Origin of the sequence: Streptomyces sp. NPDC058812 (assembly GCF_042744565.1) — a bacterium.
Taxonomy (GTDB): domain Bacteria; phylum Actinomycetota; class Actinomycetes; order Streptomycetales; family Streptomycetaceae; genus Streptomyces; species Streptomyces thinghirensis.
In genome coordinates, this window is sequence record NZ_JBHYOB010000017.1 from 82,549 (window position 1) to 108,074 (window position 25,526).

General features: G+C 74.1%; 26 protein-coding genes. 13 read left to right on the top strand and 13 right to left on the bottom strand.

All coding sequences use genetic code 11. The features are described 5' to 3' along the window. The first annotated feature begins 7 nt into the window (after positions 1–7). Positions 8–880, top strand: coding sequence for a DUF2382 domain-containing protein (locus ACFW48_RS29100; protein ID WP_386319582.1), 873 nt, complete (start codon positions 8–10; stop codon positions 878–880). 45 nt (positions 881–925) lie between these two features. On the opposite strand, the gene ACFW48_RS29105 is transcribed toward ACFW48_RS29100, so the two are convergent. Beyond that, a complete protein-coding gene (locus ACFW48_RS29105) occupies positions 926–3,277 on the bottom strand; it encodes an ATP-binding cassette domain-containing protein (RefSeq protein ID WP_386319584.1) in 2,352 nt (783 codons plus the stop codon). A gap of 68 nt (positions 3,278–3,345) precedes the next feature. Beyond that, complete coding sequence (locus ACFW48_RS29110) at positions 3,346–4,365, bottom strand: LLM class flavin-dependent oxidoreductase (RefSeq protein WP_386319586.1); 1,020 nt, start codon at positions 4,363–4,365, stop codon at positions 3,346–3,348. Positions 4,366–4,423: 58 nt separating this feature from the next. On the opposite strand from ACFW48_RS29110, the gene ACFW48_RS29115 reads away from it, so the two are divergent. After that, on the top strand, positions 4,424–4,915 hold the full coding sequence (locus ACFW48_RS29115; protein ID WP_386319588.1) for a hypothetical protein: 492 nt from the start codon (positions 4,424–4,426) through the stop codon (positions 4,913–4,915). A 66-nt stretch (positions 4,916–4,981) separates the two neighbouring features. On the opposite strand, the gene ACFW48_RS29120 is transcribed toward ACFW48_RS29115, so the two are convergent. Beyond that, entirely contained in the window at positions 4,982–5,197 is a 216-nt protein-coding gene (locus ACFW48_RS29120; protein WP_121745613.1) for a dodecin, read from the bottom strand. A 253-nt stretch (positions 5,198–5,450) separates the two neighbouring features. Between ACFW48_RS29120 and ACFW48_RS29125 the strand changes: the two genes are divergently transcribed. Continuing rightward, positions 5,451–6,713 (top strand): extracellular solute-binding protein, encoded by a 1,263-nt coding sequence (locus tag ACFW48_RS29125; protein ID WP_386319591.1) that lies wholly within the window; start codon positions 5,451–5,453, stop codon positions 6,711–6,713. A gap of 40 nt (positions 6,714–6,753) precedes the next feature. Here ACFW48_RS29125 and egtD read toward each other — a convergent pair whose 3' ends face one another. Genes egtD through egtA form a run of 4 tightly spaced genes read right to left on the bottom strand, consistent with a single transcriptional unit; the run spans position 6,754 to position 11,178 of the window. Continuing rightward, on the bottom strand, positions 6,754–7,716 hold the full coding sequence (egtD, locus tag ACFW48_RS29130) for an L-histidine N(alpha)-methyltransferase (protein WP_386319593.1): 963 nt from the start codon (positions 7,714–7,716) through the stop codon (positions 6,754–6,756). Beyond that, positions 7,713–8,513 (bottom strand): ergothioneine biosynthesis protein EgtC, encoded by an 801-nt coding sequence (egtC, locus tag ACFW48_RS29135; protein WP_386319594.1) that lies wholly within the window; start codon positions 8,511–8,513, stop codon positions 7,713–7,715. The genes egtD and egtC overlap by 4 nt, the downstream gene beginning before the upstream one ends. Then, on the bottom strand, positions 8,513–9,880 hold the full coding sequence (gene egtB / locus ACFW48_RS29140) for an ergothioneine biosynthesis protein EgtB (RefSeq protein WP_386319596.1): 1,368 nt from the start codon (positions 9,878–9,880) through the stop codon (positions 8,513–8,515). The genes egtC and egtB overlap by 1 nt, the downstream gene beginning before the upstream one ends. Further along, positions 9,877–11,178 (bottom strand): ergothioneine biosynthesis glutamate--cysteine ligase EgtA, encoded by a 1,302-nt coding sequence (gene egtA / locus ACFW48_RS29145; protein WP_386319599.1) that lies wholly within the window; start codon positions 11,176–11,178, stop codon positions 9,877–9,879. Before egtA ends, egtB begins: the two co-directional genes overlap by 4 nt. A gap of 287 nt (positions 11,179–11,465) precedes the next feature. Here egtA and ACFW48_RS29150 point away from each other — a divergent pair, with 287 nt between their 5' ends. Beyond that, on the top strand, positions 11,466–12,305 hold the full coding sequence (locus tag ACFW48_RS29150; protein WP_386319600.1) for a TIGR02452 family protein: 840 nt from the start codon (positions 11,466–11,468) through the stop codon (positions 12,303–12,305). Here the strand turns inward: ACFW48_RS29150 and ACFW48_RS29155 are convergent. Next, entirely contained in the window at positions 12,290–12,754 is a 465-nt protein-coding gene (locus ACFW48_RS29155; protein WP_386319603.1) for a type II toxin-antitoxin system PemK/MazF family toxin, read from the bottom strand. The genes ACFW48_RS29150 and ACFW48_RS29155 overlap by 16 nt on opposite strands. 198 nt (positions 12,755–12,952) lie before the next feature. Here ACFW48_RS29155 and ACFW48_RS29160 point away from each other — a divergent pair, with 198 nt between their 5' ends. Both ACFW48_RS29160 and ACFW48_RS29165 read left to right on the top strand, forming a co-directional pair. Beyond that, the gene (locus ACFW48_RS29160) at positions 12,953–13,843 is read left to right on the top strand and encodes an NAD(P)-dependent oxidoreductase (RefSeq protein ID WP_386319604.1); all 891 of its coding nucleotides are present in this window, start codon (positions 12,953–12,955) and stop codon (positions 13,841–13,843) included. Positions 13,844–13,931: 88 nt separating this feature from the next. Next, positions 13,932–14,357 carry a PPOX class F420-dependent oxidoreductase gene (locus tag ACFW48_RS29165; RefSeq protein WP_386319607.1) on the top strand — a complete coding sequence of 142 codons (426 nt, stop codon included), beginning with the start codon at positions 13,932–13,934 and terminating at the stop codon, positions 14,355–14,357. A 100-nt stretch (positions 14,358–14,457) separates the two neighbouring features. Here the strand turns inward: ACFW48_RS29165 and ACFW48_RS29170 are convergent, their stop codons facing one another. Further along, positions 14,458–15,099, bottom strand: coding sequence for a LysE family translocator (locus tag ACFW48_RS29170; protein WP_386319610.1), 642 nt, complete (start codon positions 15,097–15,099; stop codon positions 14,458–14,460). Positions 15,100–15,262: 163 nt separating this feature from the next. Here ACFW48_RS29170 and ACFW48_RS29175 point away from each other — a divergent pair, with 163 nt between their 5' ends. Together ACFW48_RS29175 and ACFW48_RS29180 are read left to right on the top strand one after the other, a co-directional pair. After that, complete coding sequence (locus tag ACFW48_RS29175) at positions 15,263–15,691, top strand: VOC family protein (RefSeq protein ID WP_386319611.1); 429 nt, start codon at positions 15,263–15,265, stop codon at positions 15,689–15,691. Between the two features lie 105 nt (positions 15,692–15,796). Further along, positions 15,797–16,876, top strand: a complete 1,080-nt coding sequence (locus ACFW48_RS29180; RefSeq protein WP_386319612.1) for a hypothetical protein — start codon at positions 15,797–15,799, stop codon at positions 16,874–16,876. Positions 16,877–16,947: 71 nt separating this feature from the next. Here ACFW48_RS29180 and ACFW48_RS29185 read toward each other — a convergent pair whose 3' ends face one another. Next, the gene (locus ACFW48_RS29185) at positions 16,948–18,219 is read right to left on the bottom strand and encodes an MFS transporter (RefSeq protein WP_386319613.1); all 1,272 of its coding nucleotides are present in this window, start codon (positions 18,217–18,219) and stop codon (positions 16,948–16,950) included. Positions 18,220–18,320: 101 nt separating this feature from the next. Beyond that, on the bottom strand, positions 18,321–19,199 hold the full coding sequence (locus ACFW48_RS29190) for an alpha/beta fold hydrolase (protein ID WP_386319614.1): 879 nt from the start codon (positions 19,197–19,199) through the stop codon (positions 18,321–18,323). A gap of 140 nt (positions 19,200–19,339) precedes the next feature. On the opposite strand from ACFW48_RS29190, the gene ACFW48_RS29195 reads away from it, so the two are divergent. Beyond that, positions 19,340–21,328, top strand: a complete 1,989-nt coding sequence (locus tag ACFW48_RS29195; protein WP_386319617.1) for a BTAD domain-containing putative transcriptional regulator — start codon at positions 19,340–19,342, stop codon at positions 21,326–21,328. Here the strand turns inward: ACFW48_RS29195 and ACFW48_RS29200 are convergent. Continuing rightward, positions 21,325–21,591 carry a hypothetical protein gene (locus tag ACFW48_RS29200; RefSeq protein ID WP_386319794.1) on the bottom strand — a complete coding sequence of 89 codons (267 nt, stop codon included), beginning with the start codon at positions 21,589–21,591 and terminating at the stop codon, positions 21,325–21,327. The two genes, ACFW48_RS29195 and ACFW48_RS29200, sit on opposite strands and share 4 nt — an antisense overlap. Positions 21,592–21,677: 86 nt before the next feature. Here ACFW48_RS29200 and ACFW48_RS29205 point away from each other — a divergent pair, with 86 nt between their 5' ends. From ACFW48_RS29205 to ACFW48_RS29220, 4 genes are all read left to right on the top strand, one after another. After that, positions 21,678–22,112: a PPC domain-containing DNA-binding protein gene (locus ACFW48_RS29205; RefSeq protein ID WP_386319620.1), complete on the top strand. Its 435-nt coding sequence runs from the start codon at positions 21,678–21,680 to the stop codon at positions 22,110–22,112. An 88-nt stretch (positions 22,113–22,200) separates the two neighbouring features. Further along, positions 22,201–22,626, top strand: coding sequence for a CBS domain-containing protein (locus ACFW48_RS29210; protein WP_345635517.1), 426 nt, complete (start codon positions 22,201–22,203; stop codon positions 22,624–22,626). A gap of 45 nt (positions 22,627–22,671) precedes the next feature. Continuing rightward, positions 22,672–23,016: a DUF6343 family protein gene (locus ACFW48_RS29215; RefSeq protein ID WP_386319624.1), complete on the top strand. Its 345-nt coding sequence runs from the start codon at positions 22,672–22,674 to the stop codon at positions 23,014–23,016. Between the two features lie 34 nt (positions 23,017–23,050). Then, positions 23,051–24,076, top strand: a complete 1,026-nt coding sequence (locus ACFW48_RS29220; RefSeq protein WP_386319627.1) for an RNA polymerase sigma factor RpoD/SigA — start codon at positions 23,051–23,053, stop codon at positions 24,074–24,076. Between the two features lie 20 nt (positions 24,077–24,096). On the opposite strand, the gene ACFW48_RS29225 is transcribed toward ACFW48_RS29220, so the two are convergent. Further along, on the bottom strand, positions 24,097–25,524 hold the full coding sequence (locus tag ACFW48_RS29225; protein WP_386319629.1) for an FAD-dependent oxidoreductase: 1,428 nt from the start codon (positions 25,522–25,524) through the stop codon (positions 24,097–24,099). Positions 25,525–25,526 lie beyond the last annotated feature (2 nt).

Consider the following 25,526-nt stretch of genomic DNA (forward strand, 5'->3'; position numbering starts at 1 on the left):
ATGCCAGATGATCACCCGTGAAGAGATCGCCAACGTCCTGGACCACCCGGTCTACGACGGTGACGGCAACAAGATCGGCGACGCCAAGCACGTCTTCTTCGACGACATGACCGGTCGCCCCGAGTGGGTGAGCGTGAAGACGGGAATGCTCGGTTCCAACGAGTCCTTCGTGCCCATCCGCGACGCCGCGCTGGTGCAGGACCACCTTGAGGTCCCCTACCGCAAGGACATGGTCAAGGGCGCGCCCAGCGTAGACGTCGACGCGGGCGGACATCTGTCGGAGACCGAGGAGCACCGGCTCTACGACTACTACGGCATCAACTGGGACAGCGTGCTCTCCGAGGCCGAGCGGACCGACGACGGCCGCTGGGCCGCGGGGCCGGGTCCGGCCGGGACGGCCGGAGCCGCCGGAGCCGGCGGAGTGGCCGGTGCGGCCGGCATGGCCGGCAGGCAGGACGCGCCGGACCGGACGGGCATGCGCGGCGACGACGCCATGACCCGCTCCGAGGAGCAGATGCACGTCGGCGTCGAACGGCGCGAGAGCGGCCGGGCCCGGCTGCGCAAGTACGTGGTCACGGAGGAGGTCCAGCAGACCGTTCCGGTGAGCCACGAGGAAGTGCGGGTGGAGCGCGAGCCGATCACGGACGCCAACCGTGACGAGGCGCTCTCCGGACCGGAGATCAGCGAGGACGAGCACGAGGTGACGCTGCACGAGGAACGCCCCGTCGTGGAGACCGAGACGGTGCCGGTGGAGCGCGTCCGGATGACCACCGAGGAGCACACCGAGAACGAGACCGTGCGGGGCCGGGTCCGCAAGGAGCGGATCGAGGCGGAGACGGAGGAGTACACCGAGGACGACCTGCGCAGGGGCCGCGAGTAGCCGTCCCCGTCCGTCACCACGAGGGCCCGCGCCGGTGGAGCGCCTTCACCGGCGCGTCCCGCCGTCCACGGCCCGGGACAGATATGGCGCGGTGGCACTCCCGCTCGCCCGTGCCACCTCGGCCGGCGGTCCCGCGGCGACGATCCGGCCGCCCGCCTCGCCGCCGCCCGGCCCCAGGTCGATCACCCGGTCGGCGCCCGCGACCACGGCCATGTCGTGCTCGACGACGACCACCGTGTGTCCGGCGTCGACCAGGCCGTGCAACTGGCGCGTCAGCACCTCGACATCGGCCGGATGCAGACCGGTCGTCGGCTCGTCGAGGAGATACAGGGTGTGCCGGCGGCGCCCGCGCTGCAACTCGCTCGCCAGCTTGATCCGCTGCGCCTCGCCGCCGGACAGCTCGGTGGCCGGCTGGCCGAGCCGCAGATAGCCCAGCCCGACGTCGAGCAGCGCGGCCAGGCTGCGCGACACCGCCGGCGTGTCCGTGTCCGCGAAGAACTCCGCCGCCTCCTCCACCGTCAGGTCCAGCACGTCGGCGATGTTCCGTCCCCGGTACGCCACTTCGAGCGTCTCGGGGTTGTACCGCGCCCCGCCGCAGTCAGGGCACGGCGCGTACGTGCTCGGCAGGAACAGCAGCTCGACGCTGACGAACCCCTCGCCCTGGCAGGTCTCGCAGCGTCCACCGGACACGTTGAAGGAGAAGCGGCCGACGCCGTAACCCCGCTTCCGCGCCTCGTCGGTGGCCGCGAACACCTTGCGTACGACGTCGAAGAGGCCCGTGTACGTGGCCAGGTTGGAGCGCGGGGTGCGGCCGATCGGCCGCTGGTCGACGGAGACCAGGCGGCCCACTCCCGGCAGGTCCTCGGTGATCTCGCCGACGAGCGTCGACTTGCCCGAGCCGGACACGCCCGTCACCGCGGTGAGCACCCCGAGCGGGAACTCGGCCGTCACCCCGCGCAGGTTGTGCCGGGTGACCGGACCGACCGTCAGCGTGCCCCGCGGGGTCCGGACCGCACGGGCGGGAGCGGGGGAGCGGTCGAAGAGGTGGCGGGCCGTGGCGGACTCCCCGACATCGGCCAGCCCGGGGACGGGGCCGCTGTACAGCACCCGCCCGCCGTGCTCGCCCGCCCGCGGACCGACGTCCACGATCCAGTCGGCGCCGCGCATCACGCCGAGGTGGTGCTCCACCACGAACACCGAGTTGCCGGCGGTCTTCAGCCGCTCCAGCACCGTCAGCAGCGCCTCGGTGTCCGCCGGGTGCAGCCCCGCGGACGGCTCGTCCAGGACGTACACGACCCCGAACAGCCCGGAGCGCAGCTGTGTCGCCAACCGCAGCCGCTGCAGCTCTCCCGCCGACAGGGTGGGAGTCGGGCGGTCGAGGCTCAGGTAGCCGAGCCCCAGCTCGACGACGGGCGCGATGCGGGAGGTGAGGTCCCCGGTGAGCACCCGGGCCGTCTCGCCGCCGGTCGGCAGCGCGTCCACCAGTTCCGTGAGCGGCAGTGCGGCCAGCTCGGCGATGGTGCGCCCGCCGACGGTCACGGCCATGGCCTCGAGCCGCAGCCTGCCGCCGCCGCAGACCGGGCAGGGCGCACTGGTGAGGAAGCGCTCCGCCTTCGCCCGCAGCGTCGCGCTCCTGGAGTCCGAGAACGTCTTCATCACATACCGTCGGGCGCTCATGTACGTGCCCTGGTACGGCCGCTGGATGCGGCCCGCGTCCCGCACGGGGTGCACCGTGACCACCGGCTGCTCGTCCGTGAACAGGATCCACTCCCGCTGCTCGGCCGGCAGCTCGCGCCAGGGCCGGTCCACGTCGTACCCCAGCGCGTCGAGGACGTCCCGCAGGTTCTTGCCCTGCCAGGCGCCCGGCCACGCCGCGATCGCGCCGTCCCGGATCGAGAGGGACGGGTCCGGAACCAGCAGCTCCTCGGTCGTGCGGTGCACCCGGCCGAGCCCGTGGCACTCCGGGCAGGCCCCCGCCGCCGTGTCCGGTGAGAAGGCGTCGGAGTCGAGCCGCGGCGCGCCCGGCGGGTGGTCACCGGCGCGGGAGAACAGCATCCGCAGGGAGTTGGAGAGATTGGTGACCGTGCCGACCGAGGAGCGGGACGTGGGCGCCGAGCGGCGCTGCTGGAGCGACACGGCGGGCGGCAGCCCGGTGATCTCGCCGACCTTCGGGGCGCCGATCTGGTGGATCAGCCTGCGGGCGTAGGGCGCGACCGACTCGAAGTAACGCCGCTGCGCCTCCGCGTAGACCGTCCCGAACGCGAGCGACGACTTCCCCGATCCCGACACCCCGGTGAACACGGCCACCACGTCCCGGGGGATGTCCACGTCGACGCCCTTGAGGTTGTGCTCACGGGCGTCGCGCACCCGGACGTACGGGTCGTGAGGGCTGTGCATCGCGGGGAACTCCGTACGGTCTTCGGCGACGGCCGGTGGGGCCGGCCGGTGGGACAAACCCCGCGATTCTACGCCGGAGCGGTGGCCGCCCCGGCGCCGACGACGCGGGCGAGCCGCACGAAGGAGTCCAGCAGCGCCTCGCGGTCGTACGTGCTCGTGGTCACCAGGACCTCCTGCGCGCCCGTGTCCGCGAGAAGCGACTCCAGCTCGTCGGCGACCTGTTCCTCGGTGCCCGCGATGTGGCCGGTGAGACCGGAGTCGTAGAGATCCCGTTCCTTGGCGGTCATCGTCCGGGCCTCGACCTCCTCGGCCGGGGGCAGGGGAGGGAAGGAGCCCCGGGTGCGGGCGTGGGTCATGGACCAGGCCTCCGGGACCAGGAGCCGCCGGGCCGCCTCGGGGGTGGCCGCCACGGCGACGGTGCCGGAGACCACGACGTACGGCTCACTGCTCCACTCGGAGGGGCGGAAGCCGGCGCGGTAGCGGTCGATGCCGCGGCGCATCCGGTCGCGGTCGCGCAGGTCACCGATGACCATCGGCAGGCCCGCCCGGGCGGCGACGGCCGCGCCCTCGCCCATGGCCAGCACGAACGGCGGGACGGCCAGCCCCTCCGCCGGGCGGGCGTGCGCTCCGGTCGGGGAGGTGCCCCGGAACCAGCCCAGCAGCTCCGCCAGTTGGGCGTCGAAGTCCTCGGCGTCGTCCTTGTCCCGGCCCAGCGCCCTGCGCACGCCGTCGGTGAAGCCGACCGAGCGGCCGAGTCCCATGTCGATCCGGCCGGGGAAGAGCGACTCCAGTACGCCGAACTGCTCGGCGACGACCAGCGGCCGGTGGTTGGGCAGCATCACACCGCCGGTGCCGACCCGGATGCTCCGCGTGGCAGCGGCGACGGCGGCGGCCAGCACGGTCGGCGCCGAGCCTGCCACCCCGGGCACGCCGTGGTGCTCCGACACCCAGAACCGGTGGTAGCCGAGCCGCTCGGCCTCCCGCGCCAGCTCCACGGTGTCGTGCAGCGCCTGCGCGCCGGTGTGGCCCTCGCGGATGCGGGAGCGGTCGAGGACGGAGAAGCGGGTGTTCGCGATCACTGGGCTCACACGGTGTTCAACGCCCGTGCGGCGTCAGGATTCCCGGCACGGCGCTTAGGGTGGGCGGGTGACCGACAGCAGGAAGCCCCCGGTGGCCGTGTTCGACCTGGACAACACTCTCGCCGACACCGCGCACCGGCAGCGGTTCCTGGAGCGGCGGCCGCGCGACTGGGACGCCTTCTTCGCCGCCGCGCCGCACGATCCGCCGCTCGCGGAGGGCATCGCGCTGGTGCGGGAGAGCGCCGAGGAGTGCGCGATCGTCTACCTGACCGGGCGGCCGGAGCGCTGCCGGCGCGACACGCTCGACTGGCTGACCGCCCACGGTCTGCCCGAGGGGCCCGTGCACATGCGGGGCAACGCCGACCGCCGGCCCGCCCGGCGGACCAAGCTGGAGATCCTGCGGCGGCTCGCCCGTACCCACGAGGTCCGGGTCCTCGTGGACGACGACGAGCTGGTGTGCGACGAAGCCGAACGGGCCGGATTCACCGTCGTCCGGGCGCGCTGGGCGGCCCGGTCGGCCGAGCTGCGCGTGGCGCAGGAGCGCGAGGGGCGTACCTGACCGTCACGGTGAGTCCCTGAGTCCCTGAGCCCCCTGATGAGTCCCTGCTTGAGCCCCCGGGGGGCGTCAGTCCGACTCCTCCAGGCGGAAGCCGAGCTTCAGGCCGACCTGCCAGTGCGCGACCTCCCCTTCCTCGATCTGGCCGCGCACCTGGGTCACCTCGAACCAGTCCAGGTTGCGCAGGGTCTGCGAGGCGCGGGTGATGCCGTTGCGGACGGCCTGGTCGACGCCGTCGGGCGAGGTGCCGACGATCTCGGTGACCCGGTAGGTGTGGTTCGACATGCGGGTGCTCCCTTCCGCGGGGCGGCGGTGTGTCGTGCGTCACTCCACCGTGCCCCAAGCCGCGGCGGAGCGCGAGGCGTCGGGGGTCCGGCGGGGTAACCGCCCGTCACCCCTTGACCTCGGCATTGGTCCATACCAAAATCCCAGACACCCGTTCGAGCCTCGGGCTCGTCCCCCACGTCGGGTCTCCCTTCGCGTGTGCAGGACCTCCCTGTCCGCTCCGCCCCCTGTCCGTCAGACAGAAGGACCCCTCGTGAGACGTCGCCTGCTCGCCCTTGTCTGTGTGTCCGCCTCCCTGCTCAGCGGCTGCGGCCTGATGTCGCAGGACGGCGGGAGCGAGCGGCGCGCCGTCACCGTGTGGCTGATGAAGGACAGCGCCTCGCAGGACTTCCTGCGGCGGTTCACCGAGGAGTTCGAGCGGAGAAACCCCGACCTCGACCTCGACATCCGGATCCAGAAGTGGACCGGGATCGGCGACAAGGTGCAGACGGCGCTGAAGGCCGACGGCACGGACGGCCCCGACGTCATCGAGGTCGGCAACACCCAGGTCCCGCAGTACGCGGAGGGCGGCCGGCTGATGGACCTCACCCTGGAGTCGATGCGTGACTGGGGCATCCGCGACTGGCTGCCGGGCCTCGCCGAGCCGGGGCAGTGGATGTCCCAGCAGTTCGGCATCCCCTGGTACGCCGCCAACCGCGTGGTCATCTACCGCAAGGACCTGTTCGAGCGGGCCGGCGTCACCGAGCCGCCCCGCACCCGCGAGGAGTGGCTCGCCGTCACCGAAAAGCTCGACTCGGGCGGTGACCAGGGCATCTACCTGGCCGGTCAGGACTGGTACACGCTCTCCGGCTTCATCTGGGACGAGGGCGGTGAGCTGGCCACACAGGAGGGCGGCACCTGGGCGGGCGCCCTGGACTCGGAGGCCGCCCTGCGCGGCATGGACTTCTACCGCGAGCTGCAGGCCCTGGGCGACGGCCCGCTGGACGCCGACGAGGAACACCCGCCGCAGGCCGGCGTGTTCGCGAAGGGGCAGGTCGCGCAGATCGTCGCGGTGCCGGGGCTCGCCCGGTCCATCGTGCGCGAGAACCCCGAACTCAAGGGTAAGCTGGGCTTCTTCCCCGTGCCCGGCAAGAACGCCGACAAGCCCGGCGCCGTCTTCACCGGCGGTTCCGACCTCGTCGTCCCGAAGAACACCGACGAACGCGACGGCGCTCTCGCCGTGGTCGAGGCGCTCGTGGGCACCAAGTGGAACACCGACCTGGCCCGCACCATGAACTACGTCCCGAACAAGAAGTCGCTCGCCAAGGCCGTCGCGGACGAGGACGGGGTCGCCGCCATGGCGGCCGGCGCCGCGCAGGGCCGGGCGACTCCCGGTACGCCCCGGTGGGGCGCGGTCGAGGCGAACAACCCGATCAAGGAATACATGACGAAGGTGCTCACCGGGGCAGACGCGGAGTCGGAGGCCGGGAAGGCCTCCGACCGCGTCACCGAACTGCTGGACCTCGACGCGCGCTGACGCGCCGCCGCGTCAGCGCACCGGACTCACCGCACGACGCTCATCGCGCCACGCTCAGTGACAGCGCGAAACGGTCCTCGCCGTCCGTCCACCAGTGGGCCAGCTCCAGCCCCGCCGCGGCCAGTTCGGTCCGTACACCGTCCTGCCGGAACTTCGCGGACACCTCGGTCCGCAGCTCCTCCCCGTCCGCGAAGTCCACGGCCAGGTCGAGCGCCTGGACCTTGACCGTCTGCGCGGTGCGCGAGCGCAGCCGCATCTCGATCCACTCCCGTTCGGCGTTCCACAGCGCCACGTGCTCGAAGGCGGCGGGCGCGAAGTCGGCCTCCAGCTCCCGGTTGATCACGGACAGCACGTTCTTGTTGAAGGCGGCCGTGACCCCGGCCGCGTCGTCGTACGCCCGGACCAGCACCCCCTCGTCCTTGACCAGGTCCGTGCCCAGCAGCAGGGCGTCGCCGGGGGAGAGCAGCGCGCGGACGGCGGCCAGGAACGCGGCGCGCTCGCCGGGCAGCAGGTTGCCGAGCGTGCCGCCGAGGAACGCCACCAGCCGGGGGCCCGGCGTCTCGGGCAGCGTCAGCCCGCCGGTGAAGTCGGCTATCAGCGCGTGCACCTGGAGGTCCGGCCGCTCGGCGACGAGCGCCTGACCGGCTTGGGTGAGGGCGCTCTCGCTGACGTCCACCGGCACATAGCCGCGCAGACCCGTCAGCGCGTCGAGCAGGAACCGAGTCTTCTCCGAGGAACCGGAACCCAGCTCCACCAGGGTGCGGGCGCCGGTCGCCGCGGCGATCTCGCCGGCCCGGTCGACGAGGATCTCCCGCTCGGCCCGGGTCGGGTAGTACTCGGGCAGCGCGGTGATCTCCTCGAACAGCTCGCTGCCCCGCGCGTCGTAGAACCACTTGGGCGGCAGCCACTTGGGCGTGCTCGTCAGGCCCGCCAGGACGTCGGCGCGCAGGGCGGCGCCCGTGGCGTCCTCGGGCAGCGTGCGGGTGAGACGGAACGGGCTCACGTGCGGGGCTCCTTCGGGGAGGCGAAAGCGTCTGCGAGGGCGTTGTCGCCCGGGTCCTTGAGCGGAGTGAGCCGCACGTCCGTGCGGCTCGCCGTGAGCAGGGTGCGGTCGGGGACCTCCTGCCAGTGCGGGTCGTCGTCGTACGGCTCCGAGGCGACCGCCGTGCCGCCGCCGGGACGGGTCAGGTACCACAGGGTGTCGCCCCAGGTGGTGGCCGTGATGGTGTCGCCGCCCGTGAGCAGCAGGTTGAGCCGGGAGGCGGGGGCGGCCGCCGCGACCTCCAGGACCGTCTCGGCGAGCGCCCGGCCCTCGTCGTCCCCGGCGCGCAGCCGGGCCAGGACCAGCGCCCACACGAGTGCCGAGTCGTTCCGGGCCTCCAGCGACAGCAACTCCTCGGGCGGCAGCGTGCCGGCCACCCGCGCCAGCGAACCGGGCCAGCCCGTCACGGCACCGTTGTGGCTGAACAGCCAGGTCCCCGAGGCGAACGGCGCCGCCGCGGCCTCCGCGTCCGCACCCGACAGCGTCGCGTCCCGCACGGCGGCGAGCAGCGCGCGTGTCCGCACCACCCGGGCCAGGTCGGCGAAGGACTGGTCGGCCCAGATCGGCCCGGCCCGGCGGTACCGGGCCGGCACCGGGTCGTCCTCGGCGTACCAGCCGACGCCGAACCCGTCGGCGTTGACCGTGCCGTAGCGCTGGTGCCTGGGCGCCCAGGACTGCCGGTACAGGCCGTGCGGCGGCGCCACCAGGAGTCGGCCGAGGGGCTCCTCGGGGCCCACATAGGCGAGGTGACGGCACATCAGTGGGCCTCCGCCGTCCGTGCGGTGCGGAACCCGGAGAAGATCTGCCGCCGGATCGGATAGTCCCAGTTGCGGAACGTGCCCCGGCAGGCCACCGCGTCCACGGCGAACGAACCGCCGCGCAGCACCTTGTGGTCGGGCCCGAAGAACACCTCCGAGTACTCCTTGTACGGGAACGCCCGGAAACCCGGGTACGGGGCGAAGTCGCTCGACGTCCACTCCCAGACGTCACCGATCAACTGCCGTATCCCGAGCGGTGACTCGCCGGCCGGGTAGCTGCCGGCGGGCGCCGGGCGCAGGTGCCGCTGGCCGAGGTTGGCGTGTTCCGGGCCCGGGTCGGCGTCGCCCCACGGGTAGCGGGCCGAGCGGTCGCCGGCCGGGTCGTACCTGGCCGCCTTCTCCCACTCGGCCTCGGTGGGCAGCCGTCGCCCGGCCCAGCGGGCGTACGCGTCCGCCTCGTACCAGCACACGTGCACCACCGGCTCGTCGGGCGGCACCACTTCGGTGACCCCGAAGCGGCGCCGCAGCCACTGCCCGCCGTCACGGCGCCAGTACAGCGGGGCGGTGATGGAGTGCCGGCGGATGTGGTCCCAGCCCTCCGGAGCCCACCAGCGCGGGTCGTCGTAGCCGCCGTCGTCGATGAACGCCCGGTAGGCGCCGTTGGTCACCGGCGTGGTGTCGAGGTGGAACGGCGCCACCTCGCGCCGGTGCGCGGGGCGTTCGTTGTCCAGGGCCCACGGCTCGGTCGACGTGCCCATCGTGAACGGGCCGCCGGGCACCAGGACCTCGGCCGGGCCGGTGAACAGCGGCACGGGGTCCGGGTCCGGGGCGGTGAGGGCCTGCGGGCCCTTGCGGAGCTGGTGAGTGATCAGCATGGTCTCGTCGTGCTGCTGCTCGTGCTGGGCGATCATCCCGAAGGCGAAGCCCGCCTCCGTCAGCCGGGTCCCGTGGAACGCGGTGCCCTCCAGCACGTCCAGCGCCCGGCCGCGCACGTCGGCCGCGTACCGGCGGGCCTCGGCGGGCGACAGCAGCGGCAGCTTGGGCCGTTCGGCGCGCGGGTGCTCGAAGGCGTCGTAGAGGCTGTCGATCTCGGGGCGTATCGCCTCCTGCCCGGCGACGGCGCGCAGCAGCCACTGCTCCTCCTGGTTGCCGATGTGCGCCAGGTCCCACACCAGCGGGGACATCAGCGGCGACACCTGGGCGGTCAGGTCGGGGCCGTCCACGCAGCTGGTCAGCAGTGTGGTGCGGTCCCGGGCCGTGACGAGTGTGGCCAGGGCCCGCTCGCGCAGGGTCTCGGCGTCGACGGCCGAGGCGCCGGAGGCGGCGGTGGCCGTGTCGGTGGTGGTGTCCATGGCGGGGTCGGTCATCGGCGGGTCTCCCTCCCGTGCGGGCCACGGCTCGCGCCGTCCGGCATGTCCAGCAGGTCGTCGGCGGGGCAGCGGCCCCGATGGACGTAGCGCTCCAGGTGCCCGGCGACGGCGTCCGTCACCTCGGTCGTGGCGCCGAGCCGGGGCAGGGCGGCGAGCGCCGCGGTGAAGCACGTGACGGCCGCCTCGCGCAGCTCCGGATCGGCGAGGGCGTCGCGGGCCGCGTCCTCGTACAGCGGGTTGTGCGGGGCGGGCAGCCCGAGCGTGCGCTCGGCCAGGGGCTTCACGGCCCGGTAGGCGGTCTCGGTGGCCTCCGGATCGTCGAACAGCGCCGCCGTCACGGCGAGCGGCACCATCCAGCCGTCGTCTCCGGGCTGCGCGTCGATCATGCGCAGCTCCAGGTGGCCGCGCGGCCTGACCGGCGGGAACAGCGTGGTGAGGTGGTAGTCGAGATCCTCCCGGGTCGGCGGTCTCGGCGCCCCGGTCCTGGTCCACTCCCGGAAGGTCATGCCCTCGGGTACGTCCCAGGGCCCGCCGTCGCGGCGGACGCACATCACCGGGGCGTCCAGGACGTGCCGGGTCCAGGCGCCGCGCGGGTCGGCGTCCAGCGGGGGGCCGCCGGCTCGGCCGGTGCCGATCTGCGCCCACCGCAGCTGCCGGGTGGACCGCCAGCCGGTGGGCCGGTCGCCGGCCAGCGGGGAGTTGGCGAACGCGGCCAGCAGGACCGCGCCCAGCTGATGGGCCAGCCACCAGCGGCGTACGTGACCGAGGGGGCCGGGCTCCTCGTGCCCGGCGTCCAGACACACCTGCACGGAGGCCGAGGTGCACATCATGTAGCGGCCGGCGGGACCGGAGCGGTCGAGACAGGCCTCCATGGCGTCGTAGCGCGGCTGCCGCAAGAAGCGGCGGGGCGCGTGCCAGGGGTCGTGGCCGAGGCCGACGAGGGCGAGACCGTCCTCACGCAGCACCGCGCGGACGGCGGCGAGGTCGGCGGAGACGGTACCGATGCACTCCATGAGGGAGGCGGCGGGGAGCGAACTCAGCTCCAGCTGGCCGCCGGGTTCGACGGTCAGCGCCGATCTCAGGGGCACGGTCCGCAGTGCGGAGTAGACCGCTTCGAGCCGTTCGGGTGACACGGGGAGCCGCGGCGCGCGCAGCTCGTGGACGAGCCATTCCACTTCGACACCGAGACGTCTCGGTGGACCGGTCTTGAAGCAGATGCCGTGGACCAGCGCCTCGACCTCGGCTTCGGTGACGGTGGTGCGTGGCCGGGTACAGCCACCAACCATATCGGACATGTCGGGATCCTCCTGAGATTCCATCCATGCCGCCGACCCTCTTGCGGTGGGCCGGGTCGGCACACTCGTCCCACCCAAGACCCTCGTGTCGCTCCGCACAAGGGTGCATAACGGGACGTTCCAGCTCGGTAGTCTCCGCGACCCCTCCGTTTCCGGGGGCTTTCCCCGTCGTTCGCCGGTCGGGAAACTCCGTTGCACCGCATCACCAGCATCACCCAGGATTCCCGCATGAGCACGACGGGGGAGGCCGCGCGGCGCGCGGTCACGGCGTCCACGGGGGTGGCGCCGTGAGCGCGCGCCTGCGGGGTGTCGCACAGCAGACGGAACAGATCGTGACGGCGGGGTCCTACCGTGCGCCCGGCGGGCGCGAGGTGCCGATCGCGGCGGCGGTCGGGGCGGCACGCGACGGCACGCGGATGTACGGACCCGAGCCCGTCGGGCCGGCCCCCTTCGCTCCGGTGCGGACGGCCTTCGAGGTCACCGGCGAGAGCAGCCTGGAGGCCGCACGCCGCCTCGGCGGCGAGGTCGCCGTCCTCAACTTCGCCTCCGCCCGCAATCCGGGCGGTGGCTACCTGAACGGCGCCCAGGCGCAGGAGGAGGCCCTGTGCCGGGCCTCCGCGCTGTACACCTGCCTGCTGCGGGCGCGGGAGTTCTACGATCACCACCGCGCCCACCGCGACCCGTTCTACACGGATCGCGTCATCCACTCGCCGGCCGTGCCCGTCTTCCGCGACGACCGCGGCCGCCTGCTGGACGAGCCGTACACCGCCGGCTTCCTCACCTCCGCCGCGCCGAACGCGGGCGTGGTGCTGCGCACGGCTCCGGAGCGGGCCGCCGAGCTGCCAGGCGCCCTGGCCGCGCGCGCCGAGCGGGTGCTGGAGACGGCCGCGGCCCACGGCTACCGGCGGCTGGTGCTCGGCGCCTGGGGCTGCGGGGTGTTCCGCAACGACCCCGTCCAGGTCGCGGGCGCGTTCCGGGGACTGCTCGGGCCCGGCGGACGGTTCGCGGGGGCCTTCGAGCGGGTGGCGTTCGGCATCCTGGACCGCACGCCGGGCGGCACGGTCCGGGAGGCGTTCGCGCGTGCCTTCCCGGAGGGGGCGGGCAGCGCCGGTCAGCTCCAGCCGTAGCGCTCCCGCAGCCGCTGCCGTACGAGGTCGAACCGCATCCGGTCCAGGGCGCACGCCTCGCGGCGCATACCGGCGTCGTGCAACCGCAGCACCCGGTCCACGTCGACCCAGGACTCGCGCCCGGAACGGTCCCAGGGACCGCTCCCGATCGGTACCCACTCCCGGTCCCCGTCGTGGCGCTTGCTGGACAACTGCACGGCCAGCAGCGTGCCGACGGCCTCGCGGGCGACGACGAGCACGGGCCGGTCCTTGCCCCGGCCGTCGTTCTCCTCGTAGGGCACCCACGTCCAGACGATCTCGCCGGGGTCCGGGTCCCCGTCGTGCGCGGGGGAGTACTCGGTCCGCACCCGGCCCACGTCCCGGGGGTCGGCCTCGGTGGTGGCGGCGGGGCCGAAGCGGCCGGGGACGGTGTCGTCGGCGTCATCGCTGTCGTCGGTAAAGGCGCTCACGGCCGTACCGTACGGGACGCGCGGGCGCGGCCCTCCACGTGCCGGCCGGCGTCCCGGGGGCGCCGAGTCGGTGGACGGCCATCAGGCCCGGCCCGCCGGGCCGACCGGCGCCGCCCGCCACCGGATGGCAGGCTGATCACCGGGCCCCGCGCCCCGGGCCCCGGCCACCGAACCGAACGAGCACAGGAAGCCGACGTCATGACCGACCAGCTCACCGTGAGCGTCCTGGGCACCGGCATCATGGGTGCCGCGATGGCCCGCAACCTCGCCCGGGCCGGGCACACCGTCCGGGCCTGGAACCGCAGCCGGGACAAGGCCGAGCCCCTGGCCGCCGACGGCGCGCACGTCGCGGGCGGCCCCGAGGAGGCGGTGCGGGGCGCCGACGTCGTCCTCACCATGCTGTACGACGGTCCGGCAGCCCTCGACGTCATGCGGCAGGCCGCCCCCGGGCTGCGCCCCGGCACCGCGTGGGTCCAGTCGACCACCGCCGGCGTCGACGCGGTCGCCGACCTGGCGGCATTCGCCCAGGAGCACGACCTCGTCTTCTTCGACGCGCCCGTCCTCGGCACCCGCCAACCCGCCGAGGCCGGACAGCTGCTGGTCCTGGCCGCCGGGCCGGCCGACGCTCGGGACGTGGTGGCGCCCGTCCTGGACGCCGTCGGCTCCCGCACGGTGTGGACCGGCGAGGACGGCGCCGCCGGCAGCGCCACCCGGCTGAAGCTGGTGGCCAACAGCTGGGTCCTCGCCGCCACCAACGCGGCGGGCGAGGTCCTGGCGCTCGCCAAGGCACTGGGCGTGGACCCGGACGGCTTCTTCGACGCCATCGCCGGTGGCCCGCTCGACATGGGCTACCTGCGCGCCAAGGCCGGAATGATCCGTGACGGCGCGCTGACGCCGGCCCAGTTCGCGGTCACCACCGCCGCGAAGGACGCCCGGCTGATCGTCGAGGCCGGCGAGGCGAACGGCGTCCGCCTGGACGTGGCCGCCGCCGGCGCGCAACGCCTGGCGCGCGCCGCCGCGCAGGGGCACGGCGACCAGGACATGGCGGCGGCGTACTTCGCCAGTTTCGACGAGAAGCCGTCCGACTGAGCGCACCCGGGGTACCGGGGGTAGGAGCAACCTGAACGCCGACACCGCCGACACCGCCTCGGCACACACCAAGAACAGAGGAGTCCGCATGTCCGAGCCGCCGCTGCCGTCCGAGGCCGTCGACCTGCTGCGCCGTCCCAACCCGTGCGTCATGGCCACCCTCCGATCGGACGGCGCCCCCGTCTCCACGCCCACCTGGTACCTGTGGGAGGACGACGGCCGGGTCCTGATCAACCTCGACGGGGGCCGGGTGCGCCTGGGGCACCTGCGCCGCGACCCGCGCGTGACCCTCACCGTCCTCGCGGGCGACGACTGGTACACCCACGTCACCCTCATCGGCCGTGTCACCGAGACCCGCGACGACGAGGACCTCACCGGCATCGACCGCCTCTCCAGGCACTACACGGGCAGCCCGTACCCGGACCGGGTCCGCCCCCGGGTCAGTGCCTGGATCGAGGTGGAGCGCTGGCACGGCTGGGGCGCGATGAAGGACAGCGACCAGGCGTCCCCCTGAGAAACGACCTCGATCACCGCGTCCACGGCCGGCGACAGCGCCGCTGGGGGCACGGCCCCGCGCCAGGCCCGGTAGCGCGTGACGAGGCACTACTGGTCGGTCAGTCGGTGCGCCCGGTCGTGGCCACGGTGACGCCGAGGCCGATCATCGCCAGGCCGCCCGCCCCGCCGACCGCGGACAGCCGGCGCGGTGAACGCGCGAACCAGTCCCGCGCGCTCGCCGCGAGGAGCCCCCACACACTGTCGCAGGCCAGCGCGACGGCGTTGAAGACCAGACCGAGCAGCAGAATCTGCACGGTGACGCCGCCCCGGTCCCGGTCGACGAAATGCGGCAGTACGGCGGCGAAGAACACGATGGTCTTGGGGTTGGTCACACCGACGGCGAAGCCTTCCCAGAAGGTGCGCCGCCGACCGCCGCGCCCCTCCGTGTCGCCGGTGAACGCGGCCCGCGGGCGCCCGCGTTCGCGCCACGCCCTGACCCCGAGGTACACCAGGTAGGCGGCGCCGGCCAGTTTGAGGACGGTGAAGACGACGACCGACCGCTCGACGACCGACCCGACGCCCAGAGCGACGGCGACGACGAGGACGTAGGCGCCGAGCGTGTTCCCGGCCACGGTGGTGAGCGCGGCGCGGCGGCCCCGCGCCAGCGCCCTGCCGACCACGAACAGCACACTGGGGCCGGGGATCACGATGAGCAGGAACGACAACGCCGCGAAGGCGAGCAGACGGTCGGGGGACACCATGGCGCCATGCAAGCACGGGGCCCGCACTACGCTCCACAGGGTTTCGCCGGGTGTCGACACCTCACTGCGCCTTGTCTAGGATCCCCAGCGCGGCATCGCGTGCCGGTCACCGTCCGGGTGAGGCATGGAGGCGCCGCGGAGATGCCCGTGGAGGCATTGACCCGTGTCAGTCGAGTTCAACCACACCATCGTTCTCTCCCGCGACCGGGAGAAGTCCGCTCACTTCCTCGCCGGAATCCTGGGGCTGGAGGTCGGCGAGCCGGCCGGAATGTTCCTGCCCGTGACGACCGCCAACGGCGTCACCCTCGATTTCGCCACCGTCGGCACCGACATCCCCGTGCAGCACTACGCGTTCCTCGTTTCCGAGGGCGAGTTCGACGCGATCCTCGCCCGGCTCGTGGCGGGCGGGGTAGCCATTCAGGCCGACCCGCACGGCCGGCACCCGCGCCGGATCAACCGCAACGACGGCGGGCGGGGCGTGTACTTCACCGACCCTTCCGGGCACGGTATGGAGGCCTTCACCCGCCCTTACGGCAGCGACCCTTCCTCGCCGCTGAACGGCGTCACGGAGGACGTCTCCGGGGCGCGCTGACCGGCGTCCGCACACCCGTCGGCGTACTTGTCGCCCGGCCTGTTGTCAGACCCCCTCCGCATACTGGTGGCCTCACAGGGAGTCGGACGCGATCAGGGGGCGGTCATGCGGAGGGTGTACAGCGGTGAACTGGCGGTCGTCCACGGGCGGTTCCATGTGGACAGCCGCCGGGACCCGCACGGTCCCGGACCGTCGGAGGCCTGCGCCGGACAGATCAACGGTCTGTGCGGTGCGGCCGTCCCCGGCTGTCTCCTCCTGGGCACCGGCCTGCGGACCGGCAGGGTCGGGCTGACCGTCGAGGTGCACGGGTGCGCCCCGCCGCTCGACGACGGCTGGGAGGACGTGGTGGAGGCGTCCTTCCGGCCCGTCTCCCCCTCGACGGCCGTCCTGCCCTGCGGCCACGGGGCGCTGTGCGAGATGGACCTGCCGCCCGCCGACCACCGGGTGCGCTACTGCGGACGCGGAATGGACCGGAGCGAGGAGACCGGGTCCACCGCGGCCGAGGCCGCCGGGCCGGTCGGCCAGTATCTGCTGCAGTTCTGGCCCGCCCCGCCCGCCGCGGACCGGGTCGTCCGGCAGACCTCACGCAGCGCCGAGGGCCGGCACCGGTACGCGCGCAGCCTGCCGCCGCCCCCTTCCGGGGAAGGGGCCGCACGGGAACGCGCGGAGACCCTGTCCTGGGGCGGTCGGCTGCCCAGCCGGCGAGTACGGGAAGTCGGCGGCGACGCCCGCGGGCTCGTCCCACTGGACCGGGACCTGCTCGACGCCGTCGACGCGGCATGTCCGGCGACGCAGCGGAGCCTTGCGCGGTGGGCAGCCCACCGGGCCTTCACCGCGGCGGGGCTGGACGGCGTCGACTGGATCACGCCCGCGCTGGCGGCGCTGGACCGGGGGGAGCCCTTGCCCGCCCCGTTCGACGACCCCAGGCGGGCCTGGGAACGCTTCTTCACCGACGACCGCGTCACTCCCGGCGCGTCGGACGCGTCCGTCGAATGCCGTGGCAACCCGCTGCGACAGGCCATGGCCATGCCCGCGCTGCGTGCCGCGGCCGAACCGGATCCGCTGCGCGCCGCGCTCGGCGCCCTCTTCGCCGCCGCGGTCACCCACGGCACCGACTACCCGGACCTGTTCGCCGAGGCCCGCCGGGAGTTCCCCGCCCTCGGCCGAGGCGTGCCGCCGCAGTAGCGAACAACGGCTTCCGCGCGGGAGTTGGTGCCCCTTCGCCGGTACCGAGACGACCGGTGGGACTTCACCGGTCACCGGTAGGCTCCGGTCCGACCGGACTCGTGGTCCTGCCGCGGCAGCAGCAGCGGCGTCGCGAGGAGCAGTACGCCCGCGAGCGCGACGGCCGCACGCGTTCCGGTCAGGCCCGCCAGCAGGCCCCACACCGCGGTCAGTCCCGCGGTCGCCAGTTTCCCGCTGACCGTCCAGGCGGACAGGGTACGCGCGACCCTGTCCGTCGGGGTCAGGTCCAGTCGACGGGTGGCGTACACCGGGTTGAACACGCCGACGGACGTGATCAGCCCGAACTCGACGACCATCACGAGAACCAACCCCGAGGTGCCGGGACCGACGAAGGCCAGCCCGACGGGCCAGCACACGCGCAGCACCCCGCTGGTGACCAGCACCCGGTGCTGCCCGAAGCGCGCCACGAGCGTCCGGGCCAGCCGGGAGCCGACCAGTCCGCCGGCGCAGGGCACCGCGAAGGCGAGACCGTACTGCCAGGGCGCGAAGCCCAGATCGCCCAGCATGAGGACGGCGAGCAGCGGTGCGGTCGCCATGATCAGGCCGTTGACCAGGACCGTGTTGAGGAACAGCGGACGCAGACCCGGCGAGGCGAGGACGTAGCGCCAGCCCTCCAGCAGCTCACCGGCCCGCAGCCGGGGCACGTCGGCGCGACGCGGGGGTGGCTCCCCGCCGCCGATCGCCCGGATCCCCAGCGCCGACAGCAGATAGCTGGCCGCGTCGACCGCCACCGTCACCACCGGCCCGAAGAGTCCGACCGCGGCCCCGCCGACCGGGGGCCCGAGCATCGCCGCGGTCCAGGTCGTCGCCTCGAACCGGGCGTTCGCGGTCAGCAGGTCCCGCGGCCGTACCAGAGCCTTGAGACAGGAACCGGCGGCAGCCCTGAACGTGATGTCCGCCGCGGCGACGACGACCGACACGACCAGCAACTGGGTGAAACCGAGCCGGCCGCACGCGAACGCGAGCGGCACACTCAGCAGCACCACGCACCGGACCAGGTCCATCGCGACCATGACCGGCCGCTTGCGCCGGAACTCCACCCACGGCCCCAGCGGTACCGCCGCCAGCGCTCCCACCGCGAGACCGGCCGCCGCGAGCGCCGCCACCTGCGCCGCTCCGGCGTCCAGCACGACGACCGCGATCAGCGGAAAGGCGTCGAACGCGAGCCGCGTGCCGAACGTGCTGACGGAGTACGCGGCCCACAACCACCCGAACCGCCGCCCCAGCGACCCGCTGCCCACGACGCCCGACTCCGTCACGCCCGACTCCGTCACGCCCGACATCAAAGCGAGTGGCGGCACCGCGGATCAAACAACCGCTCGGAAACCACGCACAACAGGCCGTTGTACGCCGGTCGCCGACGCCCGGATCGTCCCCTCGGGGCCTACCGTGTCAGCAGCTTCCGCAAGGCCCCGGCGACCTCGCCGGGCGCCTCCTCCGCCATGAAGTGGCCGCAGTCGACGGTGTCGTGCCGCAGGTCCGGGGCCCAGGCCCGCCACAGCGCGGCGGCGTCGTAGCCGAGGGCGGCGCCCCAGTCCTGCTGGAGGACGGTCACGGGCATCCGCAGCCGGTTGCCGCCTGCGCGGTCGGCCCGGTCGTGGGCGACGTCGATGCCGGCCGAGGCACGGTAGTCGGCCACGATGGACGGCACCGCCTCGCGCGACGCCTTCAGATAGGCGGCGCGTACGTCGGCGGGCAGGGCGTCCGGGTCCCGCGTCCAGAGGTCGAGGAAGTGACCGAAGAACGCGTCCGGCGCGGCGCCGATCAACTGCTCCGGCAGTCCGGGCGGCTGCGCCATCAGGTACAGGTGGAAGCCCACCGCCGCGGTGGTGCCGTGCAGGACGTCCCACATGTCGAGGGTCGGCAGCACGTCCAGCGCGGCCAGGTGCGTCACCGCGTCCGGGTGGTCGAGCCCCGCCCGCACCGCGACGAGGGCGCCCCGGTCGTGCCCGGCCAGCGCGAACCGCTCGTGCCCGAGCGCCCGGGCGAGGGCGACGACGTCGGCGGCCATGGCCCGCTTGGCGTAGGTGGTGCCGTCCGGGTCGGCCGGCTTGTCGCTGTCGCCGTAACCGCGCAGGTCGGGGCAGATGACGGTGTGCTGGGCCGCGAGGTCGGCGGCGACGTGCCGCCACATCAGGTGGGTCTGCGGGAAGCCGTGCAGCAGCACGATCGGGCTGCCGGAGCCGCCGACGGCCACGTGTAGGGCGACCCCGTCGGCGACCGTCACGCGGTCGTGGGTGAAGCCCGGGATGGTCGGTTCCATGGCTGGTCTGTGCCTCTCTGTTCCACTCTGTTCACCGCCGTACCGGTGACTGCTTCGAGCCTGCCGCGCGCGAATCAGCAACCGATCAGCACGCGTACCGTGGTGCTCGCACGAGCGGTGCGGATCGGAGCGGACGGAACATGGAAGCGGTCACGTTCGGTGTGCTCGGACCGGTCACGGCCGAGCGCGCGGGCGCCGTGCCGGCCCTCAAGGGCCCCCGGCACCGCGCCGTGCTGGCCCGCCTCCTCCTGGCCCGGAGGCGGGTCGTTCCGCTCGCCCGCCTGGTCGAGGACCTGTGGGACGAACCACCGCCGCGGGCCGTGGGCGCGGTTCGCACCTTCGTCGGGGATCTGCGCCGCGCCCTGGAACCCGACCGTCCGCCGCGGGCCCCGGCCCGGCTGCTGGTCACCGAGGGGCCCGGGTACGCCCTGCGCGCGGCGCCGGACGCCGTGGACGCGTGGCGCTTCGAGGCGGCCGTCGCTCAGGCCGACCGGCTGCCGGCCGCACAGGCGCCGGACCGGCTGCGGGTGGCGCTGGGGGAGTGGCGGGGCCCCGCCTACGCCGAGTTCGGCGGCGAGGCATGGGCCCGCGGCGAGCGCTCCCGGCTCACCGAACTGCGGCTGCGTGCCGTCGAACGGCGCGCTGAACTGCTCGTGGAGTTGGGCCGCGCCGCCGAGGCGGTCCCCGACCTGGACGCGCACCTGACCGAGCATCCCTGGCGCGAGGAGGCCTGGCGCCTGCTCGCCCTGGCCCTGTACCGGACCGGACGCCAGGCGGACGCTCTCGCCGTGCTGCGCCGCGCCCGCGCCCTGCTCGCCGGACAGCTGGGCATTGACCCCGGGCCCCGGCTGCGCCGCCTGGAGGCCGGCGTCCTCGCCCAGGACCCCGGCCTGGACCCGCCCAGTGAGCCGGCGGAGGCGGCGGCCCGGCTGTGGGCCCGCGCCACCGAGGCGTACGACCGCACGGTCGCCGCCGGTGCCCACGCCCGCCTGGAGTCGACCGTGGGCCTGCTGTGCTCCCTCGCGGTCACCGGCGGCGGTGGTCTGGAGGCCGCCCGGGAGCACCGTATGACGGCTGTCGCGGCGGCGGAGGAGACGGGCGACGCGGAACTGACGGCCCGGGTGATCGGCGCCTACGACGTGCCCGCCAACTGGACCCGCAGCGACGACCCCGAACGGGCCCGGCGGATCGTCGCGGCGGCCGAGCGCACCCTCGCCGCGCTGCCGGACGACACCACCGCCGAAGCGGACCGCTGCCGCCTGCTGGCCACCGTCGCCCTGGAGTCCCGGGGGGTCCGGTCCCCGCGCGGACCGCGGGCGGCGGACGCGGCCGAGCGGATCGCCCGCCGCCTGGACGACCCCGCGCTGCTCGCCTTCGCCCTCAACGGCGTCTTCATGCAGTCCTGCACCACCGCCGGACTGGCCCCGCGCCGCGACGCGATCGGCGCCGAACTCGTCGCCCTCGCCGCCCGGCACGGCCTGGTCAACTACGCGGTCCTCGGCCACCTGATCCGGCTCCAGGCACGCTCGGCCCTCGCCGACCTCACCGCCGCCGACGAGCACGCCACCGCCGCCGACCGCCTGGCCGAACGGCACGAACGGCCGCTCGTGGCCGTCTTCACCGAGTGGTACCGAGCCCTGCGCCGGGCCGCCACCGGCAGCCCCTACGACAGCGCCGAGGCCGCCTACCGGTCCGCCGCCGCGCGGCTCGAAGGCGCCGGGATGCCGGGCCTGGAACGCGGACTGCTGCCCCTCGCCCTGCTGGGCCTGCGCCTGGTCCACGGGCGGCCGGCGGAGGTCGACCCGCGCGCGGACTGGGGCCCGTACCGCCCCTGGGCCGAACCGTTCGCCCTCCTCGCCGACGGCCGTGACGCCGAGGCCCGGACGGCGCTGAGGGCCCTCCCGGAGCCGCCGCCCGACCTCCTGTACGAGGCCCTGTGCTGCGCCGAGGCCGCACTCGCCCTCGAACTCGGCGACCGCGCGGCCCTGGAGCGGACGTACGGACGACTGCTGCCCGCGTCCGGCGAACTCGCGGGCGCGGGCAGCGGGCTGCTCACCTTCGGACCGGTCGACGACTGGCTCGCCGCGATCCGCCGGGCAATCGGTCCCGCCGCGTCAGGGTCGCACTAGGGGGGCCGGGGGGCTGGCACAGTACGCCGGTCAGGGGGGCCGGTACGGGAAGGTACGGGAAGGTACGCCACGGTCACCGTGCGGGGCCTCCGGCCGGCACGTCCGGCTGCTCGACGCGTGCCGAGGCCGGCGGGATCGGCATGAACATCGCGGGCTCCTCGCCCGAGGCCGTCGATCTCGGCGACGACCGTCCCACCGCCGAGGAGACAGCGCTCCGGCCTGCGGGCGTGCCCGACGCCGCCCGGAGTGCCGGTGGCCAGGATGTCGCCCGGGTTCCGCGCAGCCTCCCCTGCGGGTCACGACGCCGACCGGGCGGGTTGCCCCGACCAGCGCCGGGTACCCGGCGGGCATGAAGTGGCAGCAGGTGCAGGACGGTCCGTCCGCGGTGTACGTGGTGGTGCTCGACCCCGGCGAGGACGCGGTCGCCGAACTCACCGCCTTCGCCCGTGACCGCTCCCTCGGCGCCTCCCAGGTGACGGCCGTGGGCGCCTTCTCGGAAGCGGTCGTCGGCTGGTTCGACCGGCAGGCCAAGGACTACCGGCCCATCCCCGTGGAGGAGCAGTGCGAGGTGCTGTCGCTGATCGGTGACGTCGCCGTCGCCGACGACGGGCCGACCCCGCACCTGCACGCCGTAGTGGGCCTGTCCGACGGTTCCACCCGCGGCGGCCACCTGCTGTCCGGGCGGGTCTGGCCGACGCTGGAGGTCGTCGTCCGGGACAGCCCGGCCGAACTGGCCAAGACCCACCGCCCCGATATCGGTCTGGCCCTGATCGACCTCGGCTGAGCCGGCCGCCCGAGAGCGGTTTACCGGCCCGGGTGCGGGCTACGCGGCCCGCACGGAACCGAGTACCCACACCCCGGGAGGCGCGACCATGACACGGCGCATCCGAGACGTGATGTCACCCGCCGCGGTGGCCGTCGAGCCCATGACCACGGTGGCGCGGGCGGCCCGGCTGATGCGCGAGGAGGACGTCGGCGATGTCCTCGTGACCTACGACAGCGACCTGTTCGGCCTGCTCACCGACCGCGACATCGTGCTCCGGAGCGTCGCCGACGGCCGCGACCCCGACGACACCACGGTCGGCTCGGTGTGCACGCCCCCGCCCGTCGTGACCCTCGGACCCGACGACACCACCGACCGCGCGGCCGAGCTGATGCGACGTCACGCGGTCCGGCGGCTCCCGGTCGTCGAGCACGGCGGCGTCCCGGTCGGCGTGGTCACCCTCGGCGACCTCGCGGCCGCCGACGATCCGCGCTCCGCCCTGGCGGACATCAGCAGGGCCGCGCCCGACCACTGAGGCGCCCCGAGCGCCGACGTTCCCGACTCCTGTACGGAGGAAGGCATGAGTGACCGACGCCGCCCCGGCCGGGCCACGGAACCCGCCCCTCGCGCGCGGTCCGGCGCGATCGGCCGCCGCTCCCCGCGTACCGGCACCGAACCGGTCACCGCACAGAGCCCGCTGCGGCTGCGGCTGCTGCTGTCGGCCGTCTTCCTGCCGCTGTTCGTCGCCGGGGCCGCGTTCTTCGGCGTGTGGGCCGCGGACACCGGCCCCGGCGACAGTCCCGGGCGCGGCAGCCTGGTGGCCCTCGCCGCCCTGTGCGCGGCGTTCGCCCTGCTGGCGGCGGCGGACCTGATGGTCGTGACCGGCCGGCTGCGGCGGGAACGGGGCGTCCCCGGCCCGCACTGACCCCAGGACTCCAGAAGGGGACGGAGGAAACGACATGGCCCCCCTGGCACGAACCCCGACCCCCGCGGCGGGCCCCGGGCGGGACCGCCGGGCCCCCGTCCGCACCGCGCGGCTGCGCAGCCGGATCCCCGAACCCGACGAGGAACCGGACCTGCTCGGCCAGTACCTGACCCAGATCGGCGCCACCCCGCTGCTGACCGCCGAGGACGAGGTGAGCCTGGCCCGGCGCATCGAGGCCGGTGTCCGGGCCTTGGAGGAACTGGAGTCGGCCGACACCGGCGAGCCTGCCCCGACCCCCGGACGGCGCCGCGCACTGGAGGAGACCGTCCACGACGGCCAGGCCGCCAAGGACCACATGGTGCGGGCCAACCTGCGGCTCGTGGTGTCGATGGCCAAGCGCCACGCCCATCGCGGGCTGCCCCTCCTGGACGTCATTCAGGAGGGCAACCTCGGCCTGATCCGGGCCGTCGAGAAGTTCGACCACACCAAGGGCTTCAAATTCTCCACGTACGCCACCTGGTGGATCCGCCAGGCCATCGAGCGGGGTCTGGCGACCCACGCGCGCACGGTACGGCTGCCGGTGCACGTCGTGGAACAGCTGCATAAGCTGGCCAAGGTCGAGCGCAAGCTCCGTGGCAGCCTCGACCGCGAGCCGACCGCCGAGGAGGTGGCCGTCGAGAGCGGCATCGACGGGGACAAGGTCGTCTGGCTGCGCCGCGTCGGACGGGACGCCGTCAGCCTGGACACCCCGGTGGACGAGACCGGCGAGACCGTCGTAGGCGACCTCATCCCCGACACCGAGGTGCTCCAGGCCCCCGAGGTCGCCGAGTTCCAGGCGCTCGCGGAGGAACTGCGGGAGGCCGTCGGCACTCTCGCGCCCCGCGAGGCCCTGATCCTCAGCCTGCGCTACGGCCTGCACGACGGCCGCCCCCGCACCCTGCACCAGGTGGCACAGCACGTGGGGCTGACCCGCGAGCGCGTCCGCCAGCTGGAGAAGGCATCCCTCGACCACCTCCGCGCCCCGGAGACCCGGGACCGCCTGCTGGACTGGGCGAGCTGACCAGGCCGGCGGGCGTACATCTACACGCGCAGCCGGGCCCCCTGCCGCAGCAGCTCGTGCTGGACCATCCGGTAGGGCAGGCCGCGCGGACCGCGCCCGTGCCGGACGGTCAGCGCCGCGCACACCCCGGCCGCCTGACCGGTCGCCATGGCGATGGGCATGACCCGGTACGAGGAGTGCGCCACGTGCGTCCCGGAGATGCAGCGCCCGGCCACCAGCAGCCGCTCGGTGTCCCGGGGGACCAGGCAGCGCAGCGGGATGTCGTAGAAACTGCCCTGCGGAACCCGCTTGAGGATGGTGCCGGAGCCGCGCGGGTTGTGGATGTCGACCGGGTAGGCGCCGTGCGCGACCACGTCCGGGAAGGTGCGCGCGGCCAGGATGTCGTGACCGGTCAGCTGGTAGTCGCCGAGCACGCGCCGGCTCTCCCGTACGCCGATGTGCGTGCCGCTCTGCACCACGTACGACTCCTCGAAACCGGGCACGCGGGTCCGCAGGAAGCGGTCGATCTGGGAGAGCTGGCGCCGGGCCGTGTACTCGGCGCGGGTGAGGTCCCACACGCTGGTACCGAGTACCCGGTTGACGCGGGTGCTGTTGACGGCGATCTCGCGCGGGTGCGGGGTCGCGAAGAAGAGGATGTCCTCGCGCGGCAGCCGTAGCTCGCCGTTCGCCCTGGCCTCCTCGATCAGGTCCCACAGGCCGTGCACCCCACGCCACTGGTCGGGGTGGGCGCGCACGTAGTCGGCGAAGTCCGGCCGCGCGAAGTCCGCGACGCGGAACATCAGCGTCATGGGCTGCACCAGCCCGTCCTCGGGCCGGCCGATCTCGTACGGTGCCCCGCAGGACGTCGCCACGTCACCGTCGCCGGTGCCGTCCACGACCACCCCGGCGTCGATCACCACGGGCCCCGACTTCGTCTCGAACACCACCCGCCAGCCGGAGCCGTCCTCGAGGGGCAGCGCGCCGGAGGCGAAGGCGTGGAACAGCATCCGTACTCCCGACTCGTCCATCATCTCGAGCAGGGAGAGCTTGAACAGCTCCGGGTCGAAGGGGACCGTGTACCCGGTCTTCGGCGAGGGCGGCAGACAGCCGCCGCGCCCCATGAGCCGGTCGAGCAGCTGCCACAGCACACCCGCGACCACCGGCTCGCCCTCGCCGTGGTCGGTGGGCAGCAGCCGTGAGGTGTCCCCGGACTCGGTGAACGCGGCCTGCTTGTGCTCGTTGTGGAACGACATCAGGGGCATCACCAGCGCCACGGTCGCGTTGCCGCCGAGGAAGCCGTACCGCTCCACCAGCACGACGTCGGCCCCGGCGTCGGCCGCGCCGACCGCGGCGGCGAACCCGGCGGGACCGCCGCCCACCACCAGGACGTCGCACCGGCCCCCGTGCCGGGCGGGCCGCGGGGGCAGGGTGACCGTGCGGGGGTCGCGGGGCTCTTCCAGGATCGGCATCG

What these genes read in the sequence shown, in the direction of transcription:
- ACFW48_RS29100 (WP_386319582.1), top strand. Translation starts at nt 8, where the DNA reads ATGATCACCCGTGAAGAGATCGCCAACGTCCTGGACCACCCGGTCTAC.
- ACFW48_RS29105 (WP_386319584.1), bottom strand. Translation starts at nt 3,277, where the DNA reads ATGCACAGCCCTCACGACCCGTACGTCCGGGTGCGCGACGCCCGTGAG.
- ACFW48_RS29120 (WP_121745613.1), bottom strand. Translation starts at nt 5,197, where the DNA reads ATGTCGAACCACACCTACCGGGTCACCGAGATCGTCGGCACCTCGCCC.
- egtC (WP_386319594.1), bottom strand. Translation starts at nt 8,513, where the DNA reads ATGTGCCGTCACCTCGCCTATGTGGGCCCCGAGGAGCCCCTCGGCCGA.
- egtB (WP_386319596.1), bottom strand. Translation starts at nt 9,880, where the DNA reads ATGACCGACCCCGCCATGGACACCACCACCGACACGGCCACCGCCGCC.
- egtA (WP_386319599.1), bottom strand. Translation starts at nt 11,178, where the DNA reads ATGTCCGATATGGTTGGTGGCTGTACCCGGCCACGCACCACCGTCACC.
- ACFW48_RS29160 (WP_386319604.1), top strand. Translation starts at nt 12,953, where the DNA reads ATGACCGACCAGCTCACCGTGAGCGTCCTGGGCACCGGCATCATGGGT.
- ACFW48_RS29165 (WP_386319607.1), top strand. Translation starts at nt 13,932, where the DNA reads ATGTCCGAGCCGCCGCTGCCGTCCGAGGCCGTCGACCTGCTGCGCCGT.
- ACFW48_RS29170 (WP_386319610.1), bottom strand. Translation starts at nt 15,099, where the DNA reads ATGGTGTCCCCCGACCGTCTGCTCGCCTTCGCGGCGTTGTCGTTCCTG.
- ACFW48_RS29180 (WP_386319612.1), top strand. Translation starts at nt 15,797, where the DNA reads ATGCGGAGGGTGTACAGCGGTGAACTGGCGGTCGTCCACGGGCGGTTC.
- ACFW48_RS29185 (WP_386319613.1), bottom strand. Translation starts at nt 18,219, where the DNA reads ATGTCGGGCGTGACGGAGTCGGGCGTGACGGAGTCGGGCGTCGTGGGC.
- ACFW48_RS29190 (WP_386319614.1), bottom strand. Translation starts at nt 19,199, where the DNA reads ATGGAACCGACCATCCCGGGCTTCACCCACGACCGCGTGACGGTCGCC.
- ACFW48_RS29195 (WP_386319617.1), top strand. Translation starts at nt 19,340, where the DNA reads ATGGAAGCGGTCACGTTCGGTGTGCTCGGACCGGTCACGGCCGAGCGC.
- ACFW48_RS29205 (WP_386319620.1), top strand. Translation starts at nt 21,678, where the DNA reads ATGAAGTGGCAGCAGGTGCAGGACGGTCCGTCCGCGGTGTACGTGGTG.
- ACFW48_RS29210 (WP_345635517.1), top strand. Translation starts at nt 22,201, where the DNA reads ATGACACGGCGCATCCGAGACGTGATGTCACCCGCCGCGGTGGCCGTC.
- ACFW48_RS29215 (WP_386319624.1), top strand. Translation starts at nt 22,672, where the DNA reads ATGAGTGACCGACGCCGCCCCGGCCGGGCCACGGAACCCGCCCCTCGC.
- ACFW48_RS29220 (WP_386319627.1), top strand. Translation starts at nt 23,051, where the DNA reads ATGGCCCCCCTGGCACGAACCCCGACCCCCGCGGCGGGCCCCGGGCGG.
- ACFW48_RS29225 (WP_386319629.1), bottom strand. Translation starts at nt 25,524, where the DNA reads ATGCCGATCCTGGAAGAGCCCCGCGACCCCCGCACGGTCACCCTGCCC.